The organism is Parapedobacter sp. ISTM3, from assembly GCF_016533505.1.
Taxonomy (GTDB): domain Bacteria; phylum Bacteroidota; class Bacteroidia; order Sphingobacteriales; family Sphingobacteriaceae; genus Parapedobacter; species Parapedobacter luteus.
In genome coordinates this window covers 128213-145796 of record NZ_JAENGN010000002.1, presented here as the reverse complement: position 1 = coordinate 145796, position 17584 = coordinate 128213, and the positions used below count along the sequence as shown (strand labels likewise).

The following is a 17584-nucleotide window of genomic DNA, read 5'->3' as shown; positions in this document are numbered from 1 at the left end:
CGTAGAAGACGTACAGCGGCATTAAACGGCAGCCTTTCTATAAACCGTGTTATGCAGTGAACAATTGAGTCGTTAATTTACTGATAATACGCATATGAATTTCCACACGCGCAAATGGGTCAAGCCCGAAGACCTCAACCCAAATGGGACATTATTCGGAGGCACACTGCTCCGATGGATCGATGAAGAAGCAGTGATTTATGCGATTGTACAATTGGGCAATCCGCATGTCGTGACCAAATTTATCTCTGAAATCAACTTTGTGAGTTCGGCCAAGCAGGGCGATATCATCGAACTGGGCATCACGGCGACGCATTTCGGCCGTACGTCGATTACGCTCACTTGCCAAGTACGCAATAAAATCACCCGCAAAAGCATCCTGACCATCGATAAGCTCGTATTTGTGAATCTGGACCGCGATGGCAATCCAACGCCCCATGGCAAGACGGAAATCACCTATGCTTATGCAGGAAATCGGCCTTGACGTTTAGGCCTCCTGCTTCACTTTCCGCTCTACGAAAAACGGTGCAAACGGAATCAACGAAGCGATGAAAAACAAGACAACGCGACTGAACTTCCACTTATACCGATCTGTGCACATCCACAGTAGATAGCAATATGCTATAAACAGGATACCGTGTGCCCAGCCCACGTATTTGACGCCTAACGTGGCCCATTCGTAGTCTGTGGTTCGTTTCAGAATGGAGAATGTGACTAACACGACCATGGATATTCCTTCGACAACAGCGACGTTGCGGAACCAGTTTAAAAGTTGCTTAAGATGATTGCTCATGATTAATGATTTGCCCGGCAAGTTAGCCAATTATCTCCGGCACCGATAATTGACCGGCGGGGTTTGACGGAAATGTGACGGTCGGCCTCCCCTACAGCTTATCAAAAAAATACGTAAGTTTGTAGCCACCGTATTTTGATTGGACAACACAAAGTGAATCAATCTCAAGAAACAATTAACTATATGAACTACGACATCATTGTAATCGGGAGCGGGCCAGGTGGGTATGTAGCCGCCATCAGGGCTTCCCAGCTCGGCTTTAAAACCGCTATTGTGGAACGGGAATCCCTGGGTGGTATCTGCCTTAATTGGGGATGTATTCCCACCAAAGCACTACTCAAAAGTGCCCAGGTATTTGAATACCTAAACCACGCTGAGGACTACGGTATTAAGGTAAACGGCGGTGAGGCAGATTTCGGCGCTATCATTAAACGTAGCCGGGGTGTCGCCGATGGCATGAGCAAGGGCATTCAGTTTCTGATGAAAAAGAACAAGATTGACGTGATCATGGGTACAGCCAAAATTAAAAAAGGCGGCAAGGTAGAAGTGAAGGATGCGGAGGGAGCCACAAAGGAGTATAGCGCTAAGCATACGATATTGGCTACAGGTGCACGCTCGCGCGAGTTGCCCGCCCTGAAGCAAGACGGCAAACGAATCATCGGGTACCGCCAAGCCATGAGTCTCGAAAAACAGCCTAAATCGTTGGTCGTAGTCGGGTCCGGCGCTATCGGTGTCGAGTTTGCTTATTTTTACAACGCCATCGGCACCAAGGTAACCATTGTGGAGTTCCTTGATCGCATCGTACCCGTGGAAGACGAAGAGATATCCAAGCAGCTGGAGCGCAGCCTGAAAAAGGCAGGGATAACGATACTTACCAGTGCGGAAGTACAAGCTGTGGACACATCAAATGAACTGAGCAAGGTACAGATCAAAACCGCAAAGGGGACCGAAACCATCGAGGCGGAAGTCGTGTTATCCGCGGTAGGTATTACGCCAAATATCGAAAATATGGGCTTGGAAGAAGTGGGCGTTAAAACGGATAAGGGCCGTGTTGTGGTAGACGATTTCTATAAAACCAACATCGACGGCGTATACGCCATAGGCGATATTGTCAAAGGCCAGGCGTTAGCCCATGTGGCCTCAGCAGAAGGCATCACATGTATCGAAAAGATAAAAGGACTGGATGTTTCACCCATTAACTATAACAACATCCCCGGCTGCACCTATTGCTCACCTGAAATTGCATCGGTAGGCTACACGGAGAAGGCGGCGAAAGAAGCAGGTTATGAAATAAAAGTAGGCAAATTCCCGTTCTCCGCGTCTGGGAAGGCCAGTGCTGCGGGTGCGAAGGATGGTTTTGTCAAGGTCATCTTCGATGCCAAATATGGTGAATTTCTGGGAGCCCACATGATTGGTGCCAACGTTACCGAGATGATCGCCGAAGTGGTGGTAGCTCGCAAACTGGAGACCACCGGGCACGAAATTATCAAAGCTGTACATCCGCATCCCACCATGAGTGAAGCTATCATGGAAGCCGCGGCAGATGCTTACGGCGAAGTGATCCATTTATAACCGGAAGTCCGGAGCCCGGCGTTGGGAGTGTTGAACTTCGATCTCCGGTCTCCGGACCCCGGTTTAACCAGCCTGAACTTAACAAAAACGTAATAACAAAAAAACCTGGGATTATTTCCCTAAGCCAAAACAATTATTATATTTGCCATTACACACCTAAAAAGAACATGGCAACAAAATTCCTAAGCATCCCGAGTGTTATCGAACGACATGACAAACCCTTAATGCAGCTCACTTCATCCCTGGAAAAGCGCATCCAGCTATTTGAAGGCGGTAGCGGTTTTTTGGTTGGTGAACTGGCGTTGTCCCAAGGGCATGCCCCTTACCGCAATATCAACAGTTCGCCTGCCGATTTGGATTACCAACTACTGGCGAAGACAGGGCTGCTGTTGGCCTCGGGGGCCAAGTCAGGGGAGCTTGTCGTCACGACGGGGTTTCCATCGGCAGTCTATGAACTGTTCAAGCAACAAGCAGAGAAATTCTTCGCCGTGCGTGACGTCATCACGGAATATAACAGCGATACGCTGAATGGCGGTGGCCGGAGCCGCGTGCAACTGACCATCTCGCACCTCGAAGTCATGTCCGAAATCATGGGCTGCATTACCGCCGTTCGAAAAGGTCCCTTAGCGGATGACGGCAATTTCTTCATCGTGAGCTTGGGCTACGGCACCTGCGAAACTGCGTTAAGTACTGCCGAAGGTCCAATCGCCCGGACATGTGTCAGCGTCCCTGGACTTAGGCACGCTGTCAACACGCTTTACGACGAGCTGACAGCAAGCTACTACCTATCCATGAAAAACGAACACATGATCAACCAGAGCTTCCAACGCGGCGACATGGTCATTGGCCGCAAGCGTATGAGCCTATTAGGTGCAAGGAGTACGCACCTGGCAAGCTATTACAATGAGATCGTCTCTCCGGCCATGCGAAAAGCGTTCACCGACACCGATTTCGAAAAAACCAATCGGTTATATTTGGTCGGCGGAGGGGCGCGGTACCCGGAATTGGTAGCACACTTCAAGCAGGAGTTCAATGAAGTACTTGATGTCATTGTTCCTGAGGGCGCTGAAAATTTTGCCGCGTTGGGCTATTACCTACGGTCGGCCTTGTGGTGTGGTCCAAACCACATCGAGCGTGCAGTAGGGCTCGATATCGGCAATGCTTATACCGTCATATCTACTTATGAAGCGGATAAGCCCGTAAACCAACAAGTGGAGGCACAATCGCTGGTGTTCATGGAAGAATAATAAAAACCGGTGGTATATTACACTTGATTGATGAGCCGTGAATTAAAAACAACCTTTACAGGCTCCTTACGGCCGGGAGTCCTAATAAGATCAAAAAGTAATGTTGCGGCTTTCCTTCCCTGATCGCCGGGGAACTGTTCGATGGACGCCATCGGTGGGTTTTCCATGTACTTCCAGAGCGGGTAATTGGCATAGCTGATAAAATGAATGTCCTGATTGAGTGTCAAGCCCCGTTGGCGGACGGTCATCATTACATCCAACGCTACGTAATCATTAAATGAGACCACGGCAGATGGTCGGTCAGGCAGGGCAAGCAATTGCAAAATAGCGGCTTCGTTGCCCTCGGGCGTAAGATCCGTATGTACGATGTATTCCTCACGATAGGGAATATTATTCTTCTGTAAGCCTTTGATATAGGCATTTTTTCGTTCGATACTGGCGGGTAAGAGCTCAGGTCCGTTAATGAGCGATATGGCGTGATGTCCACAAGAGACAAAAATATCGATTGCCTCCAGCATCCCGGTTTCCAGCTCACTCATTACTTTGTTGATGTTATCCAAATCGGGTACGCAATCAAAAAAAACGATGGGGATGCCCGCGCTCTCCAGCAGGTCAATAAACCGATAATCTCGCGTGTTTTTACCGATAGACATTAATATGCCATCCACGCGGTGTGTTTTCAAGGTTTGCAGGATACGCAACTCGCGTTCGGGGTCATCAAGCGATTGCCCCATGATAACGGTATACTGCTCTTCGTGCGCGACATTTTCGATTTCACTGATGGCGGCGGAAAAAAACGGTTCTGACAAGCTTGGCAAGACTACACCTATCGTGAAGGTCTTCCGCTGCTTGAAAAAAATAGCGGTTTGATTCGGTTCGTAGTTCAGCTCCGCGGCCACCTTTTTGACCCGCATGGTGGTCACCAACCCGATGCTCGGATGGTCATTCAATGCACGGGAGACCGTAGAAGGCGATATCTTCAATCGTTTTGCAATCTCCTTTATTGTCGCAGGTTTGCCCTCTTTCATTAGATTCAGTTCGTTATCAAGCGGGATTTCCGTCTAAAGTATGCGCAATATACTAATAATTTGGTAAAGTCTGACATGCAATAGCAGCCTCGGGTACGCGGCGTGCCATGGTCTAAGCATTCAGGACGTTTCCTGCTATTGTTTTTGGGCTTGAACAAAACAGCTGCGGGAAACAAACGGAAATTTGCCGTACTCCCAGTTTTGCCGCTCGTGCAATTAACGCAATCAGCGCGCAAATTGATACATTCCTTTCTGCCCATGCCGGTCCAGCAGGCTATTGATACGGCCTGAAACCGGCCCGGCATGGGCAGTTCGCTCACTTGATTGCGTACTGGCCACATTGGATGAAAAGCGGTTATTGGTGGCATAATACAATGCCTCGGCGATCATATCTTCGGCCGGGTCCCCGAAATCCCTGGTCAAGTCGTCATATATCAGCTTATCGACAGGCATCCCCGAAAAGTAGTCCCCCTCTCCCATCGCGTTGAACGTCTGGTAGGAAACCGCATACAAATCTACTCCCAAGATATTCCAATTAAAATACCCCACAGGTTTTCCGTAGGTTGCATGTTCTCCTATTAGCTTGACATCCATGTAGGGCTTCAGGTTGTTGATCAGCAGCTCACTCGCCGACGCCGTGCCTTCCGTCACGAGAAAATAAATCCGTTCGAGATTGAGCGCATTGGGCTTGTTAAAATGCACCGGCGAAAAATCAAGGGATACGCCTTCGGCGCGCAAGAAGGCGTCAAGCCCATCATTTGTCTGGTTGGAATACATCAATTGATGCCCAACAGCGGCAGGTGCCAATAAATTTGACAGGTACTCAGCCGTTATGACCGCCCCGCCCCCATTATATCGTAGATCAACAATCAACTCGCGGATACCCGATTCTTCAAATTCCGCCATCAATTGATCCAACTGTCCCTTTACATAAGTCGGGTTGCCGCGTGCATTGAGTGTCGAAATAAAAATATCAAAGGCAAAGTAACCGACTTTCTTGCTTCCCGCATCGTACACCTGATGGGCGAGGATGGGCTGCAATTGATAGTTTCCCCTATTCAGGTTGACGGACACCTCTCCGCCGTCAGGTTTACGCAGCGACAGGCTGATATGCGTTCCGTCCAGTGCATTAAAAAGAAAAGCGAGATTATCACGTTCCATCGATGCGAGCGAAAGATCGCTGTTGCCATTGATTTGCAGAATTTGCCACCCCCGCCTTATGCCCATGGCATATGCCGGCGATCCGATATCCACTTTTTTCACATACAAACTATTCTCATCGTGATAGCGCACATCAATACCGAAGCTGCCTGCAAGCCCCTGCTGCACTTCGGCATTTATCGTACCCCATCGATCCAGGAAGCTGAACCGATCGTATGGGTTGCCGTGATTATCCCGCGCATAGCCCTTTAATGCTTCCAACACCGCATCGGCGGAATTATAGCGGATGGTGTTTGCCCGTACGTCCGCGAACCAATCCGGCAAAGCGTCCTGCCATAAATAAAATTGATAGGTGTAGGTATACACGGAATCTTTCAGCAAATCTTCTTGGCTCTCAGCACGTGCCGGTCGCTCCAATGCAGGCATAACCGTATCGCGATTGCAGCCAGCCAACGCCATGCCCAACAGCAGTGAGGCAACGAAAGGCTTAACTAAATTTATCTCCATTTTCTAAAAACTAATCATCGATGCTACCTATGAGCCCAAGAACCGCTCCGCAGCGATGGTGTCGATACCCAAGTCGTTTGGCAATACGGAGCTATCCACAGCGTGGACATACAAAACGTCCGGCGCTTGCAAGCTATTGTCTTGCAGGAGAAACCCCAACGGATCAAGCTGCCTGTTCAACAGTTCCTCTTGGAAATATACTTTTACCACGCGGTCAAGCCCGCTCCATTCCATGTGTTTCAGTTTGTTCAGCTGCATGGTGGGGTTACCTTCCGTCAATACGAACAATTGCTTTCCTTGCTGATGCAACGCCTCCATCAACGCCAGCATGGGTTTGTACGGCAAAAGCTTTAGGGGCAGCCGGGCAGCCAAATGCAGGCGATCAAAATGCTCTTTATATTTGCGGTCAATGCCGAATGCTTCTGCCGCACGTTCGAAAATCCCCTCTTCGCCGTGGTGCGTGTAAGCAGTCTTAAAAAAATCCGTTAAATCATTAGCCGGGGGTACAGTTTCGGTGTACTCCAATAGATTGGCAAACAGGTAATATACCTGCAATACATAATCCTTTCTTGGAAAAAGCACATCATCCAATTCGAAAACAACAGCTTTTTTTCCGGCAGGGATATCCGCGTACGTCAACATATTAGGTTTGAGTCAAAAATATGGAAATGGTTTAATGATTCCGTGTCCGTTTTCGCGGAATCATTGCTATCGTTTCGCCAGGTTAATCACCGACGCAGCACAGCGCCAGTTCGTCGCCTGACTCCAGCTGTGTAAAAACCCCGGATAACGTGCCGTAGGATTTAACTCCTACAGTGGGCGGCTCGGCTATTTTTCCGTCGAGCAATAAGAGCAACGGCAGCTGCTTTGGTGGGTTTTTAATGACCGCCACTGCAGCAAGTTCAGCCAGGGCAGGCACCCACACCGCTATCCCATATTCCGAAAAAAGTTGCCGTGCCTCCGATAGCGGATATAGTTCATTGACACCCAGCGGGATGAGGGCACTAATATTTCTATCGAGGCAGATTTTAAGCATCTCATGTGCAAAAGCCGGCGCGTTTGCCTTGGGGATTTCAAGGTAGTTCTCCAAGCTTAACAACGCTTGTGGCATTCCATCGGCAGATCCGAACACCATATGCTGCCGTTGCCCTGCCGGCAAACGGTTTGCCACCCGCTGTGCAAATGGCTGTGTGCCCTGTGTAATTAACATCTTGCTCGACATATCACTGTGCTTGGCCAGGCTCAATCTGTCCGTCTTTGATGTGTACGATGCGATCGGCGATGTTCGCCAATTCTTCATTGTGCGTTACGACCACAAATGTCTGGTTCAGTTGAGCCCGCAGTTCGACAAACAACTGGTGGAGAGCCGTTGCGTTTTCCGAATCTAAATTTCCTGACGGCTCATCCGCCAGCACAATAGCCGGATTGTTTACCAACGCACGGGCAACGGCCACCCGCTGTTGCTCACCACCCGACATTTCGCCCGGTTTGTGAGCGCTGCGATGGCTCACCCCGAGCAGTTCCAACAATTCGGAAGCCCGGTGTTCGGCAGCTTTCCTGCCTACCCGCTTGATAAAAGCAGGAATACATACATTTTCCAGCGCCGTGAATTCAGGCAACAGGTGATGGAACTGAAAGACGAATCCGATGTGCGCATTGCGGAAAGCACTCAACTGTTTGGTACTTAGCTTATCGATGTTTGTCCCATCGATGACGAGGGTTCCCCGGTCAGGGCGATCCAGCGTGCCGATGATGTGCAGCAAGGTGCTCTTTCCGGCGCCGGAGGCCCCCACAAGGCTGACAATCTCTCCCTTGGCAACGTGCAGGTCTATCCCCTTCAGGATAGCCAGTGTACCGTACGACTTATATATGCCTTTTGCTTCTAGCATTCCGCGAAGGTAGGAAATTCCAAATCAATACAGAAAATGGCAAGGAAACAAAACAGCCTGACCGGTATTAAGTTATCTTGAAGACAGTAAACATAACGCTGTTTCAAAATAGGAAATTAAGCCGGATATACGTTATGTTTGCAGGCGAAAAATAACGACAGCAAAAATGCAGCAGCCGTCTTCCAAACATCCGCTTACCACCGCGGGACTTCTTATTGCACTTGGCATTATTTACGGAGATATCGGCACTTCCCCGCTATACGTGTTCAAGGCCATCATGGGTACGGACCGTATCGAGGCGGATTTGGTATACGGGGGATTATCGTGCATTTTTTGGACATTGACGCTCCAGACGACCATAAAATATGTCATCATCACGCTGCGGGCGGACAACAAGGGGGAGGGCGGTATCCTCTCCTTGTATTCGCTGGTCAGAAAACAAGGCAAATGGGTGGTATTTCCGGCAATGCTTGGCGGGGCAGCACTATTGGCTGACGGCATGATTACGCCAGCCATAACGATTTCGTCGGCTATCGAAGGGTTGGACATCTTTTATCCGCATCTGCAGACCGTACCCATTGTGTTGATTATCGTCGTTGCCCTATTTTCGCTGCAACGGTTCGGAACGGCGGTTGTAGGGCGGCTATTCGGGCCGATTATGTTTGTCTGGTTTTCGATGCTTGCAATCATCGGGATTACACTATTTGCGGATACCCCGTCAATCCTTAAGGCCTTAAGCCCGCATTATGCCATCCTGACCATCGCTTCACACCCTAATGCACTGCTGATTATCGGCGCTGTATTTCTGTGTACAACAGGGGCTGAAGCCTTATATTCAGACCTCGGCCACTGCGGCTTGAAAAACATCCGGATTTCGTGGATATTTGTAAAAACCTGCTTACTATGCAATTACTTTGGACAAGGCGCTTGGCTGTTAAGAAACGAAGGCACATTGCTTGATGGCGGCAACCCGTTTTACCTCATGATGCCTGTATGGTTTCTCCCCTACGGCATTTCCGTGGCCACCATCGCAGCGGTAATCGCCAGCCAAGCCATGATTTCAGGCGCCTTCACGCTGATCTCGGAGGCTGTAAGGCTTAACGTCTGGCCCAAGGTACGGATTGTACATCCCAATATGCTGAAAGGCCAACTTTATGTGCCGTCGGTCAATTGGATATTGCTCATCGGCTGTATCCTTGTGGTGCTGATATTCCGCGAATCTGCCCGGATGGAGGCCGCATATGGGCTCGCGATCAACATCAGCTTCATCGTCACCACAATATTGATGACCGCATTTCTTTTACAGAAACGGGTTTCGGTATGGCTGTCGGTGTGTTTTCTACTGTTGTACCTTTCGATTGAAGTCACATTTTTCGTGGGCAACGTCTCCAAATTCACCCATGGCGGATGGCTTACTTTGCTCATCACGGCCATATCGTTCATGCTGATGCTGTGCTGGTGGTGGGCGAGAAAGATTAAGAATAGGCATACGCGGTTTGTAAACATTGAAAAATACCTGCCCCTTATCTCTGAAATTGGCAAGGATACCTCCATACCGCTTTATGCTTCCCAACTTGTCTATCTGACGAGCGCAAATTTTGATTCTGAAATTGAAGAAAGCATCATCTATTCGATCACCAAAAAGAAACCCAAAAGAGCCGATGTATACTGGTTGGTACATGTGGATGTCACGGATGCTCCTTACACAGGTGAGTATGAAGTCACCCAACTGGTGCCGGGGAAACTAATCAGGATAGATTTCAGGTTAGGGTTCCGCGATGAACAGCGCATCAGTGTATTATTCCGGGAGGTTGTGGAAAATTTGGTTGCCAATGGAGAGGTAGATATCAAAAGCAACTTCGCCACGCTCCGTAGGTACGGAATAGACGGCGATTTTCGGTTCGTTGTGCTGGAGCGTATCCTATCGAACACCTCCGAGCTCAACTTTATTGAGCGGATCGTACTTGACGTTTACAGTTTGCTGAAAACGCTCAGCCTGTCGGAAGAACGCGGCTTTGGTCTTGACTCAAGCTTCGTGACCATTGAACGGGTTCCGTTGATGGTGCCCTCGCAATCCAAGCGCGGGAAGCTGAAAAGGATAAAATAGCTACCGGTTTTTGGCTATTTTCCTTGACCGTTCCCAATTAAAACGCTACTTTTACGGCAAATTTTTCGCAAATGAACATTCACGAATATCAAGGCAAGCAAATACTGAAGAGTTTCGGTGTGCGGGTGCAGGAAGGCATCGTAGCCGAAACGCCTGAACAAGCTGTGGAAGCAGCCAAAAAGCTGAAAGAAGACTACAACTCGGATTGGGTAGTGGTGAAAGCTCAAATCCACGCCGGTGGCCGTGGTAAAGGCGGCGGCGTGAAATTAGCCAAGAACCTGGATGAAGTGAAACAACGGGCCTCCGACATCATTGGCATGCAGCTGGTCACCCCACAGACCGGCCCAGAAGGCAAAAAGGTAAACAAAGTATTAATTGCCCAGGATGTTTATTATCCCGGTGAAAGTGAGACTAAAGAATTTTACATGAGCGTATTGCTCGACCGTGGACGCGGCCGCAACATCATCATGTACTCCACCGAAGGTGGTATGGACATCGAAGAAGTAGCCGAAAAGACCCCGCATCTGATTTTTAAGGAGGAAGTCGATCCGAAAGTGGGGCTCCAAGCCTTCCAGGCACGCAAAATCGCTTTCAATCTTGGACTGAGTGGTGCTGCGTTTAAGGACATGACCAAGTTCGTCGCCGCTTTGTACAAAGCTTATGACGCTACGGATTCTTCGCTCTTCGAGATCAATCCGGTACTGAAAACATCAGATGACAAAATATTAGCCGTAGATGCTAAAGTAAACTTGGATGAAAACGGCTTATTCCGTCATCCGGATTATGCTGCGCTGCGCGACATCACCGAAGAAGACCCGACTGAGGTCGAGGCGGGCGAATCAAACCTGAACTATGTGAAGCTCGACGGAAATGTGGGCTGTATGGTCAATGGTGCGGGGTTGGCAATGGCAACCATGGATATCATCAAGCTGGCCGGTGGCGAACCTGCTAATTTTCTCGATGTTGGTGGTACCGCTAATGCACAGACGGTAAAGGCCGGATTTAACATTATCTTGAAAGATCCGAACGTGAAGGCCATTCTCATCAACATCTTCGGTGGCATTGTCCGGTGTGATCGTGTAGCTCAAGGGGTTATCGATGCTTACCAGGAAATCGGCAATATTCCGGTGCCCATCATCGTACGTTTGCAGGGCACCAATGCCGAAGAGGCCAAACAGCTGATCGATGAATCCGGACTGGAGGTATACTCCGCGATTCTGCTCAAGGAAGCCGCTGAATTGGTGACGAAAGTGTTAGCCTAATAGCCAGATTTAGATCTTGGCTCTTCGATATTTAAGGCCAACTAATAAAAAAACCTCCAGCTTATTGGAGGTTTTTTACGTTAAATCCCGCGATATGATTGCAACCGTCATCCACTGGGGCACTTCGCCTGAAATCACCAAGCTGTTTGGTGTGTTTCCGCTTACCTACTATGGCCTGCTGTTCACTGGAGGCATCGCACTAGCATATTTTATGATGGCATGGATTTATCGGCGCGAAGGCATTGGCGACGAAAAGTTCGATAGGCTGAGTATTTACGTCGTCTTGGGTACCATCATCGGTGCCCGGCTGGGGCATTTCCTGTTCTACCAGCCCGAATATCTTTGGAAAGCGCCGCTGGAGGTCGTGTTGCCTATCGCCAAGGTAGATGGGGTATACCAATTTGATGGATACCGCGGCCTGGCCAGCCACGGCGGCATCATTGGTATCATTATCGCCGTCATCTTATATTGCCGGAAAACCAAGCTGAGCTTCCTGTGGGTAGCTGACCGGCTGGCTGTCGTAGCACCTGTGACCTGTGTATTTATCCGCGTGGGTAACTTCATGAATTCGGAAATCATCGGCAAGCCTACCGGGGGCGACTACGGAGTTGTTTTCCGACTGGTAGATGCAATTCCCAGGCACCCTGCGCAGCTCTATGAAGCCATCGCTTACCTGCTTGTCTTTTCAATGATGATAATGCTGTATCGCCGAAACGTAAAACCTGATGGCTTTATTTTTGGAATATTCCTAATCTTGTTATTTTCGGCCCGCTTTGGCATCGAATTCTTCAAGGAAAAACAGGTAGCATTTGAGCGGGGCATGACGCTTAACATGGGGCAATGGCTAAGCATACCGTTTATTTTGATCGGCTCGGCGCTGGCTGCATATCGGAGAAAAAGCGCTGTAAATAATGAATACGGCCATGCCTATTAAGCAATGATCAGGGATTCATCGCAATCGCATATCGCAATACGCAATACTAAGATACGCAATACTAAGAAATGAAACATACACGTATAAAAGACTTACTGAACGCTACCGAATACGGGCAGCAGGTGACCGTAAAGGGATGGGTAAAAACATTTCGCAACAACCAATTCATTGCCATCAACGATGGTTCTACGCTCGGCAACATCCAAGCCGTGGTTGATTTCAACAGCACGGAAGAATCACTGTTGAGACGGATCACCACGGGTGCCGCCATTGCTGTAACGGGCCCGTTAGTGGAATCCCTGGGTAAAGGCCAGCGGGTGGAAATAAAAGTGGATACATTGGAGATTCTTGGTGACAGCGACCCGGAGAAATTCCCGTTGCAACCTAAAAAACACAGTCTTGAATTCCTTCGCGAAATTGCCCACCTCCGTTTTCGCACCAACACGTTCAATGCGATATTCAAGGTACGCAATGCGTTATCATTTGCCATTCACCAATTTTTCTATGAACGGGGATTTGTATATATACATACCCCCATCATTACGGGCTCGGATGCAGAAGGAGCTGGGGAGATGTTTAAGGTAACCACGCTTGATTTTAATGACACCCCCCGGACTCCCGATGGCGCTGTTGACTATAAAGAAGATTTTTTTGGCAAGCCAACCAACCTTACGGTATCCGGCCAACTGGAAGGAGAATTGGCCGCTATGGCCCTGGGCAATATTTATACGTTCGGCCCAACGTTCCGCGCCGAAAACTCAAACACCACCCGCCACTTGGCAGAGTTTTGGATGATTGAACCTGAAATGGCCTTTTATGACTTGGTAGACAACATGGATCTGGCCGAGGAACTTTTGAAATACGTCATCCGTTTTGCATTGGATCATTGCCCGGATGAAATCGAGTTTCTCAAAAACAGGCTACTGGATGAAGAAAAGGGCAAGCCGCAGCAGGAGCGCTCGGAAATGGATTTGATAGCTAAACTCCACTTTTGCCTTGACAACAGGTTTGAGCGTATTACCTACACGGAGGCCATTGACATCTTGCATCGCAGCAAGCCCAACCAAAAGAAGCAATTCAAGTATCCGATTGAAGGATGGGGAGCTGATCTGCAATCCGAACATGAGCGGTACCTCGTCGAAAAACACTTCAAGAAGCCGGTCATCTTAACGGACTACCCTGCCGACATCAAAGCGTTTTACATGCGGCAGAATGACCCCGATGAGCAGGGACGCCGTACCGTCCGCGCCATGGACATCTTATTCCCCGGCATCGGGGAAATGGTGGGAGGCTCGCAACGGGAAGAACGACTCGACAAGCTGGTCAGCCGTATGGAGGAAATGGCTGTACCGGCAGCGGAACTGGACTGGTACCTGGATACCCGTCGTTTCGGCACTGCCCCGCATGCCGGATTTGGGGTTGGTTTCGAGCGCTTGGTCCTGTTTGTCACAGGCATGACCAATATCCGGGATGTCATCCCCTTTCCGCGAACGCCAAACAATGCAGCATTTTGAGTGTTGGTGAATGGTGATGGGTGTCTGGCCCATTGCGCCACGTCTGGCTCCGGAGCGCTTCGCGGCTGTCTCCTAAGCCGCGTCAGTAACGGACTAATCGGGTGGAACGAGGCGTGCAGTGAATGGTGATTATAAGCGACAAGCAGCAACATGTTAGTTAAGATATACGACGAAAACCCGAATCCCAAGGCTATCAGACAGGTAGTGGATGTGCTACAAAGAGGGGGGCTCATCATCTACCCTACCGATACGGTGTATGGCCTCGGATGTGACATCAAGAACCAAAAAGCCATCGAACGGATATGCGAGCTTCGTGGCATAAAACCGGAGAAAGCCAACCTTTCGTTTGTTTGCTATGACCTTACCGATATTGCCCAGTATACCAAACCCTTTGACACAACCACCTTCCGGGTTTTAAAAAAGGCGCTGCCCGGACCGTTTACGTTTATCTTCAACGCCAGCAGCCAAGTACCTAAGCTGTTAAGCTCAAAGAAAAAAACGGTAGGTATCCGTGTGCCGGATAATAATATCGCCCGCGAAATCGTGCATGCACTAGGTAATCCAATAGTCTCTGCCTCCATCCATGACGAAGACGAGATTATCGAGTACTCTACTGATCCGGAGCTCATTCATGAAAAGTATAAAGACTTGGTCGACATGGTTATCGACGGCGGGTATGGAGGCAATGTTGCCTCAACCGTCGTGGACACTACGGAAGGTGAATTTGAAATTATCCGGGAAGGTAAGGGAGATTTAGCACTTTTTTTATAATTTAGCATGCGATTTACCGACTGATTTTATTCGATGCGCAAACATATCAAACAGTTTTTCGATGCTGACTCAGCCAGTGGTATTACACTACTTATTTTTTTAGTGATTTCACTTGTTATCGCCAATTCGCCGTTGGGACCGGGGTTTGAGTCGCTCTTGGCGCAAAAGGTTGGTTTTGACTCTGGCGCGGTGCACCTGAGATACAGCATACTCCATTGGATAAATGATGGGTTGATGGCTGTATTTTTCCTGATGGTGGGCATCGAGATCAAGCAGGAGCTGGCCCATGGACAGCTTTCCTCTGCAAAAAAAGCATCACTTCCTTTCTTTGCAGCCATGGGCGGGATGCTCGTACCCGCCGGTGTCTATGTATTGTTCAACGCCGGCACTGATACCAGCCATGGGTGGGGCATTCCGATGGCCACGGATATTGCTTTCGCGATTGGTATTCTTTCCATACTCGGCAGACGTGTGCCCGTGGCATTGAAAGTATTTCTAACCGCTTTAGCGATTGTCGATGATTTGGGTGCTATCCTGGTCATTGCCATATTTTATACCACGGAACTGGAAGCCACCTATTTGCTGTATGCGCTCGGTATTTTCGCACTCTTGATGTTTATCAATCGGTTGGGCGTGAAGTCACTGTGGTTTTACCTCATTCCCGGTCTGTTTATATGGTACTTCATTCATCATTCGGGGGTACATGCGACTATCGCCGGGGTACTCACGGCATTTGCTATTCCGATAAAGGGAAAAAGGGAAGGTTACTCACCTATTCAAACTGTGGAACATGCCATTGCCACTCCGGTCAATTTCATCATCATGCCCGTTTTCGCCTTGGCCAACACCAATATCCGGTTTGAAGCCGGCATGGTGGACGGGTTGGCCAGTCCGCTCGGATTGGGCATTATTGCCGGTTTATTCATCGGCAAGCCCCTTGGTATAACCCTCTTTTCGTGGCTATCTTCGAAAGCAGGATTAAGCGAACTACCAATAGGTGTTAAGTGGTCTCAGGTACTTGCAATTGGGCTGATGGGGGGTATCGGTTTTACCATGTCCATTTTCATCGCGTTGCTTTCCTTCGACGCAATCCATTATCAGACAGAAGCAAAATTTGCTATTCTTGTGGCTTCAGCACTTTCTGGCGTCATTGGGTATATGATTCTTAAAAAGTTGGGAAAAGGATATCTGAAAGATGTCTAGCATTGCCACAGCGCCTCCCTTCACCTTACTTGAGATGACAGGCGCAACACTCGTCCGAAACGGGGCGATTGTGTTGCAGCACGCCGGATTCTGTGTACAGCACGGCCAGCAGTGGGCCATTATCGGTGAGCCGGAAACCGCCAAGAACTACTTGCTGCAGGCGCTTGCTGGTAAAGTGGTCATAAACCAAGGCGCTGTACACCATTTCCATGCGTCCTCTTACCTGCAGGCTGGCGAGGGCAATGGAGGATACCGTACCCATCATGATTTGGTGGCCTATGTGCCGTTTCACCATCATTTCCGGAGCAAGAGTAACACGCAGAACTTTTATTACCAGCAACGGTTCAACAGTGCTGATGCCGATGATGCAGCAACGGTACGTGAACTGCTAAGCAAGACCCGCCCCAAACACAACGATATCCGGTGGACAACCGACGACGCCATCACGCTTTTCGGCTTGGATAAACTGGCGGATAAGGCGCTCATCAAGCTATCCAACGGCGAAACCCGGCGGCTGATGCTGGCCACCGCCCTGGTCAAAAACCCCAACATCCTTTTGCTCGACCACCCATTGGTTGGTTTAGACGTGGAGGCGCGCAGCCGTTTTGAAGGTATCTTACAGGCGATTATCCAATCGGGCATCCACGTGATCATGGCCACGACTCCACAGGAGATCCCAAGCTGCATGACCCATGTAGCCGTCATCGAAAATGACACCATTGCCATACAGGGGCCGGTGGACCAGATCTACCTGAACAAATACCGGCAATTAGCCACGCCCGGCAATGTTGCATTGCCTGATGCAATGCGCGGCACCATCCGTACCCTATTTGAACAGCGTACGACTCCTGCGATAGGTTCTCCGATAATAAGTATGAACGATGTATCCGTCCGTTATGGCGATAAGCTTATTTTGGATGGCATCAACTGGCGCGTTGAACAGGGAGAAGCATGGTCTTTGAAAGGACACAATGGTGCAGGGAAGTCCACCCTACTCAGCCTCATTAACGGTGACAATCCCCAGGCATACAGCAATGACATCATCCTCTTCGGACGCAAGCGGGGTACCGGAGAAAGTATATGGGACATCAAGAAACAAATTGGCTATGTATCACCAGAGTTGCATCAGTATTTCCCGAAAAACCAGACCGTCCTACAGGTGGTATTGTCTGGATATTTTGATACAGTAGGGTTATTCCGGAAGGTCGCCCCCGCGCAGCGGGAAGCAGCAGTGCGATGGCTGCAGCTTTTCGGGTTGTCTGACGCCATCCAGCAGCGCCTTGCCTTACTGAGCCCCGATAAGCAACGGTTGTGCCTGCTGGCGCGTGCTATCATCAAAAACCCCAATCTGCTTATCCTCGATGAGCCCTGTCAGGGGTTAAGCCCCCAGCACCGGGATCTTTTCAAGGCCCTCATGGATGAAATCCATGCCGTCAGCGGTACCACGATTATCTATGTAAGCCATTACGAAGAAGATATTCCATCGTGTGTGACCAAATACATCCGGCTGGAGCAAGGCAGGATTAAACTTTAGCGATTCAGGAAAATCACTTGGGTCATTCATTGAAAAGCCGGCCGGCTTTTATCAAAAACGCG

General features: G+C 49.3%; 16 protein-coding genes. 10 read left to right on the top strand and 6 right to left on the bottom strand.

Annotated features, from left to right (window positions below):
* Window positions 1-94: 94 nt before the first annotated feature.
* Window positions 95-484 carry an acyl-CoA thioesterase gene (locus JHJ32_RS03340; RefSeq protein WP_079716802.1) on the top strand — a complete coding sequence of 130 codons (390 nt, stop codon included), beginning with the start codon at window positions 95-97 and terminating at the stop codon, window positions 482-484.
* A gap of 3 nt (window positions 485-487) precedes the next feature.
* Here the strand turns inward: JHJ32_RS03340 and JHJ32_RS03335 are convergent, their stop codons facing one another.
* The gene (locus JHJ32_RS03335; protein WP_079716803.1) at window positions 488-793 is read right to left on the bottom strand and encodes a DUF3817 domain-containing protein; all 306 of its coding nucleotides are present in this window, start codon (window positions 791-793) and stop codon (window positions 488-490) included.
* Window positions 794-976: 183 nt separating this feature from the next.
* Between JHJ32_RS03335 and lpdA the strand changes: the two genes are divergently transcribed.
* Both lpdA and JHJ32_RS03325 read left to right on the top strand, forming a co-directional pair.
* Complete coding sequence (lpdA, locus tag JHJ32_RS03330) at window positions 977-2365, top strand: dihydrolipoyl dehydrogenase (protein ID WP_200119850.1); 1389 nt, start codon at window positions 977-979, stop codon at window positions 2363-2365.
* 167 nt (window positions 2366-2532) lie between these two features.
* Window positions 2533-3612: a hypothetical protein gene (locus JHJ32_RS03325; protein ID WP_200119848.1), complete on the top strand. Its 1080-nt coding sequence runs from the start codon at window positions 2533-2535 to the stop codon at window positions 3610-3612.
* A gap of 17 nt (window positions 3613-3629) precedes the next feature.
* Here JHJ32_RS03325 and JHJ32_RS03320 read toward each other — a convergent pair whose 3' ends face one another.
* The 5 genes from JHJ32_RS03320 to JHJ32_RS03300 all read right to left on the bottom strand — a co-directional run bounded on the left by JHJ32_RS03320 (window position 3630) and on the right by JHJ32_RS03300 (window position 8197).
* On the bottom strand, window positions 3630-4640 hold the full coding sequence (locus JHJ32_RS03320; protein WP_200119846.1) for a LacI family DNA-binding transcriptional regulator: 1011 nt from the start codon (window positions 4638-4640) through the stop codon (window positions 3630-3632).
* Window positions 4641-4865: 225 nt separating this feature from the next.
* Complete coding sequence (locus JHJ32_RS03315; RefSeq protein WP_200119844.1) at window positions 4866-6308, bottom strand: S41 family peptidase; 1443 nt, start codon at window positions 6306-6308, stop codon at window positions 4866-4868.
* A gap of 27 nt (window positions 6309-6335) precedes the next feature.
* Window positions 6336-6950: an HAD family hydrolase gene (locus JHJ32_RS03310; protein WP_200119842.1), complete on the bottom strand. Its 615-nt coding sequence runs from the start codon at window positions 6948-6950 to the stop codon at window positions 6336-6338.
* An 82-nt stretch (window positions 6951-7032) separates the two neighbouring features.
* Window positions 7033-7518 carry a hypothetical protein gene (locus JHJ32_RS03305; RefSeq protein ID WP_200119840.1) on the bottom strand — a complete coding sequence of 162 codons (486 nt, stop codon included), beginning with the start codon at window positions 7516-7518 and terminating at the stop codon, window positions 7033-7035.
* Between the two features lie 13 nt (window positions 7519-7531).
* A complete protein-coding gene (locus tag JHJ32_RS03300; RefSeq protein ID WP_200119838.1) occupies window positions 7532-8197 on the bottom strand; it encodes an ABC transporter ATP-binding protein in 666 nt (221 codons plus the stop codon).
* A 166-nt stretch (window positions 8198-8363) separates the two neighbouring features.
* On the opposite strand from JHJ32_RS03300, the gene JHJ32_RS03295 reads away from it, so the two are divergent.
* From JHJ32_RS03295 to JHJ32_RS03265, 7 genes are all read left to right on the top strand, one after another.
* Entirely contained in the window at window positions 8364-10304 is a 1941-nt protein-coding gene (locus JHJ32_RS03295) for a KUP/HAK/KT family potassium transporter (protein WP_200119836.1), read from the top strand.
* A gap of 71 nt (window positions 10305-10375) precedes the next feature.
* Window positions 10376-11566 (top strand): ADP-forming succinate--CoA ligase subunit beta, encoded by a 1191-nt coding sequence (sucC, locus tag JHJ32_RS03290; protein ID WP_079716813.1) that lies wholly within the window; start codon window positions 10376-10378, stop codon window positions 11564-11566.
* A 94-nt stretch (window positions 11567-11660) separates the two neighbouring features.
* Window positions 11661-12500, top strand: coding sequence for a prolipoprotein diacylglyceryl transferase (lgt, locus tag JHJ32_RS03285; protein ID WP_200119834.1), 840 nt, complete (start codon window positions 11661-11663; stop codon window positions 12498-12500).
* 68 nt (window positions 12501-12568) lie between these two features.
* Window positions 12569-14014 (top strand): asparagine--tRNA ligase, encoded by a 1446-nt coding sequence (asnS, locus tag JHJ32_RS03280; protein ID WP_079716816.1) that lies wholly within the window; start codon window positions 12569-12571, stop codon window positions 14012-14014.
* Window positions 14015-14164: 150 nt separating this feature from the next.
* Window positions 14165-14785, top strand: coding sequence for an L-threonylcarbamoyladenylate synthase (locus JHJ32_RS03275; RefSeq protein WP_079716817.1), 621 nt, complete (start codon window positions 14165-14167; stop codon window positions 14783-14785).
* Between the two features lie 33 nt (window positions 14786-14818).
* The gene (gene nhaA, locus JHJ32_RS03270) at window positions 14819-15988 is read left to right on the top strand and encodes a Na+/H+ antiporter NhaA (protein WP_200119832.1); all 1170 of its coding nucleotides are present in this window, start codon (window positions 14819-14821) and stop codon (window positions 15986-15988) included.
* On the top strand, window positions 15981-17522 hold the full coding sequence (locus JHJ32_RS03265) for an ATP-binding cassette domain-containing protein (RefSeq protein WP_200119830.1): 1542 nt from the start codon (window positions 15981-15983) through the stop codon (window positions 17520-17522). Before nhaA ends, JHJ32_RS03265 begins: the two co-directional genes overlap by 8 nt.
* Window positions 17523-17584: the final 62 nt, after the last annotated feature.

Bases quoted from the DNA above. Each gene is read 5' to 3' on its own strand.
- JHJ32_RS03300 (WP_200119838.1), bottom strand. From the start codon at position 8,197: ATGCTAGAAGCAAAAGGCATATATAAGTCGTACGGTACACTGGCTATC.
- JHJ32_RS03320 (WP_200119846.1), bottom strand. From the start codon at position 4,640: ATGAAAGAGGGCAAACCTGCGACAATAAAGGAGATTGCAAAACGATTG.
- JHJ32_RS03310 (WP_200119842.1), bottom strand. From the start codon at position 6,950: ATGTTGACGTACGCGGATATCCCTGCCGGAAAAAAAGCTGTTGTTTTC.
- JHJ32_RS03335 (WP_079716803.1), bottom strand. From the start codon at position 793: ATGAGCAATCATCTTAAGCAACTTTTAAACTGGTTCCGCAACGTCGCT.
- asnS (WP_079716816.1), top strand. From the start codon at position 12,569: ATGAAACATACACGTATAAAAGACTTACTGAACGCTACCGAATACGGG.
- lgt (WP_200119834.1), top strand. From the start codon at position 11,661: ATGATTGCAACCGTCATCCACTGGGGCACTTCGCCTGAAATCACCAAG.
- JHJ32_RS03295 (WP_200119836.1), top strand. From the start codon at position 8,364: ATGCAGCAGCCGTCTTCCAAACATCCGCTTACCACCGCGGGACTTCTT.
- JHJ32_RS03265 (WP_200119830.1), top strand. From the start codon at position 15,981: ATGTCTAGCATTGCCACAGCGCCTCCCTTCACCTTACTTGAGATGACA.
- nhaA (WP_200119832.1), top strand. From the start codon at position 14,819: ATGCGCAAACATATCAAACAGTTTTTCGATGCTGACTCAGCCAGTGGT.
- JHJ32_RS03315 (WP_200119844.1), bottom strand. From the start codon at position 6,308: ATGGAGATAAATTTAGTTAAGCCTTTCGTTGCCTCACTGCTGTTGGGC.
- JHJ32_RS03305 (WP_200119840.1), bottom strand. From the start codon at position 7,518: ATGTTAATTACACAGGGCACACAGCCATTTGCACAGCGGGTGGCAAAC.
- JHJ32_RS03340 (WP_079716802.1), top strand. From the start codon at position 95: ATGAATTTCCACACGCGCAAATGGGTCAAGCCCGAAGACCTCAACCCA.
- JHJ32_RS03325 (WP_200119848.1), top strand. From the start codon at position 2,533: ATGGCAACAAAATTCCTAAGCATCCCGAGTGTTATCGAACGACATGAC.
- sucC (WP_079716813.1), top strand. From the start codon at position 10,376: ATGAACATTCACGAATATCAAGGCAAGCAAATACTGAAGAGTTTCGGT.
- JHJ32_RS03275 (WP_079716817.1), top strand. From the start codon at position 14,165: ATGTTAGTTAAGATATACGACGAAAACCCGAATCCCAAGGCTATCAGA.
- lpdA (WP_200119850.1), top strand. From the start codon at position 977: ATGAACTACGACATCATTGTAATCGGGAGCGGGCCAGGTGGGTATGTA.